The organism is Aeromicrobium sp. PFPM2_SD2 (assembly GCF_057364525.1).
In genome coordinates, this window is the sequence record NZ_JBNFNZ010000320.1 from 1 (window position 1) to 2,908 (window position 2,908).

3 protein-coding genes are annotated in these 2,908 nt (G+C 74.0%); 2 read left to right on the forward strand and 1 reads right to left on the reverse strand.

Annotated features, from left to right (window positions below; genetic code table 11):
• On the reverse strand, positions 1 to 1,328 hold a 1,328-nt coding region (locus AC2W7G_RS12840), incomplete at its 3' end, for a DEDD exonuclease domain-containing protein (RefSeq protein WP_485868785.1).
• Between the two features lie 99 nt (positions 1,329 to 1,427).
• On the opposite strand from AC2W7G_RS12840, the gene AC2W7G_RS12845 reads away from it, so the two are divergent.
• The gene (locus AC2W7G_RS12845; protein ID WP_485868786.1) at positions 1,428 to 1,703 is read left to right on the forward strand and encodes a hypothetical protein; all 276 of its coding nucleotides are present in this window, start codon (positions 1,428 to 1,430) and stop codon (positions 1,701 to 1,703) included.
• Between the two features lie 163 nt (positions 1,704 to 1,866).
• Positions 1,867 to 2,820, forward strand: a complete 954-nt coding sequence (locus AC2W7G_RS12850) for a C40 family peptidase (RefSeq protein ID WP_485868787.1) — start codon at positions 1,867 to 1,869, stop codon at positions 2,818 to 2,820.
• Positions 2,821 to 2,908 lie beyond the last annotated feature (88 nt).

A 2,908-nucleotide genomic window follows, 5' to 3' on the forward strand; every position in this document is an offset into this window, starting at 1 on the left:
GCGCAGGAACGTGGCCAGCCCGGTCGCGCCACACCGCGGCGTCCTCGTAGCGCTGTGCCGCGGCCAAGTGCCCGCATGCGGTCGCCCGGCGTGGTCGATGAGGTCAGCGGCTCGCCGACCATCGTCTCGCGCAGCCGGGCGACCTCGACCGCGTACGTCTCGGCGTCGACCGAGCCGTCGCAGGGGGAGAGGCAGTGACCCATCTCGGCCAGGACGCACGCCGTGCCGCGCGGACGCACGGGCAGGCGTCCGGTGCACTGGCGGACGCGGAAGGCGTCGTGGGCCGCGGCGAGGGCCGCCTCGGCCGTGCGGCGCTGGCGGAACGGGCCCACGTAGTCGGCGTCGTCGTCGAGCACCGTCCGGACGATCGACAGCCGGGGCCACGGCTCGCGGGTCAGCTTCACCCAGCTGAGCCGGTCGGGGAATCGTGAGCGCCGGTTGTAGGGCGGGGTGTGCCGGGCGATGAGCCGCAGCTCGCGCACCTGGGCCTCGAGCGCGGTGGCGCACTCGAGCCCGTCGATGCGCTCGGCCAGGCGCACCATCTCGCGCATGCGCGCCCGGGTCTCGCTGCCGGTGAAGTAGGACTTGGCCCGCGTGCGGATGTTGCGCGACGTGCCGACGTACAGGACGCGCTCGTCGCGGTCGCGGAAGAGGTAGACGCCCGGGACGGCCGGCAGGTGGTCGGCCAGGTGCCGCTTGGCCCGCTCGGCGGCGGTGATGCGGGTGGTGAACCCGGCCAGCTCCTCCAACGTGCCGATGCCGAGGCTGCCGAGACGCTCGAAGAGCCCGTGCAGCACGTGCACGGTGGCGCGGGCGTCCTCGAGCGCGCGGTGGTTGGGCGTCGTCGGGCTGCCGAAGTGCGCGGCGAGGGTGCCGAGCTTGTGGTTGCGCACCTCCTCGCGCAGCATGACGCGCCGGGCGAGCGGGACGGTGTCGAGCACCTCGAAGCCGGGCCAGGGCACGCCGAGCCGCTTGGCCTCGTGCTTGAGGAAGCCGACGTCGAAGGGCGCGTTGTGCGCGACCAGCACGCAGCCGTGCGCGAACTCCAGGAAGCTGGGCAGCGCCTCGTCGATGCGCGGCGCCCGGCACACCATCGCGTCGGTGATGCCGGTGAGGACGGTGATGAATGCCGGGATCGGCCCCTCGGGGTCGACCAGGGTCTGCAGCTCGCCCAGCACCTCGCCGCCGCGCACCTTCACCGCACCGATCTCGGTGATGCGGGCGCCCTTGGCGGCCGACCCGCCGGTCGTCTCGAGGTCGACCACGCAGAAGGTGACGTCGGAGAGGGACCGACCGAGCTCGTCGAAGGTTCCTTGCACCGCGTCCACGCCGCACACCGTACGGAGCGGCTCCGACAACGCCGGCAGCCGCGCCGGTGCGACGGCGGTCGTCCGTGGTTGTCAGACCCCGGTCCTAGCGTCGCCGCCATGAACGAGAACCTGTCGCGGGACGCCGTCGCTCCCGCCCCCGAGCACGACCCCTCCGACGCGGTCGTCGTCGACTGCGGCACGTGCCTGGTGCGCAGCGCCGCCGCCTGTGGCGACTGCGTCGTGACGGTGCTGCTGGGCGCCCCGCCCGAGGGCGTCGTCATCGACGCCGACGAGCGGGCCGCCTTCGACGCGCTCGCCGCGTCCGGCCTGGTCCCGCCGCTGCGCCTCGTGGTGCCGCTCGACGACGGGTGTGAGTCCGGCCAGGCTGGTTGATCGGGCCCTGACGACCGCCTAGAGTTGATGATCGTGCCCGCGTCGCTCTCGTGGCGGCCGGGCCCGCCACCCGGAGTCCCCCCGACCCCGGTCCGCGCCCTCGGGTCAGCGGTGGTGGCGACGACTCAGAACTCTTGAGGGAGAGATCTTCTTGCGCCGTGCCGTGCGTCTCGCGTCCCTGACCGCCGGAGCCGCCCTCGGGGCCTCGCTGCTGGTGGCCCCGGCCGCCACCGCCGACCCCAAGCCGACCCGGGAGTCGGTCGAGCAGGCGTACGAGAAGGTCGAGGCCGTCACCGAGGAGGTCAACGGCCTCACCGAGCGCATCGACCGCACGCAGGAGGAGATCGACGCGCTCAGCCGCGACATCGCCGGCCAGGAGGCCGCCTTCCGCGAGCAGCGCGACGCCCTGGGCGCCGCGGTCGTCCAGCAGCAGATCGAGAACCCGCTCGGCCCGACCGTCGGCCTGCTCGGCAGCGAGGACCCGACCGCGTTCCTCGACGGCCTCGGTGCCGTCCAGGCGCTCAACGCCTCGCGCGCCGACCAGCTCGACCAGTTCAGCCGCACCGCCGCGCAGATGCGCAACCGCCAGGCCCAGCTCGCCGAGCGCAAGAAGGAGCTGGCCGCCGACAAGCGAGCCGTCCTCGAGCGTCGTCAGGCCATCCGGGCGGCGTACGAGAAGGCGAAGGCCGCGCACGACCGGCTCGAGGCCCGCGAGCGCGCCCGCATGGCCGCCGCCGACGACCAGGTCGACCCGTCCGGCATCAAGGTCGACGTGACCGGCCGCGCCGGCGAGGCGGTCAAGTTCGCCCTCGCCCAGCTCGGCGACCCGTACTCCTGGGGCGGCAACGGCCCCGACTCGTGGGACTGCTCGGGCCTGACCGGCGGCGCGTGGGCGTCCGCGGGCGTCTCGCTGCCGCGCACCGCCCGCGCCCAGGTCGGCGCCGGTCAGAAGATCTCGATGAGCGAGCTGCAGCCCGGCGACCTGGTCGCGTACTCCAGCCTCACGCACATCGGCATGTACATCGGCGACGGCAAGGTCGTCCACGCCCCGCGCACCGGCCTGAACGTCTCGATCACCTCGCTCTCGAGCTTCCAGATCGCGGTCCGGGTCGGCTAGACCCGTGCGAGCGCGCGCGGCGGTCGTCGGCGCGCTGCTGCTCGCCCTCGTGGCCGCGGCCGCCCTGCTCTGGCGGCCCTGGGACGAC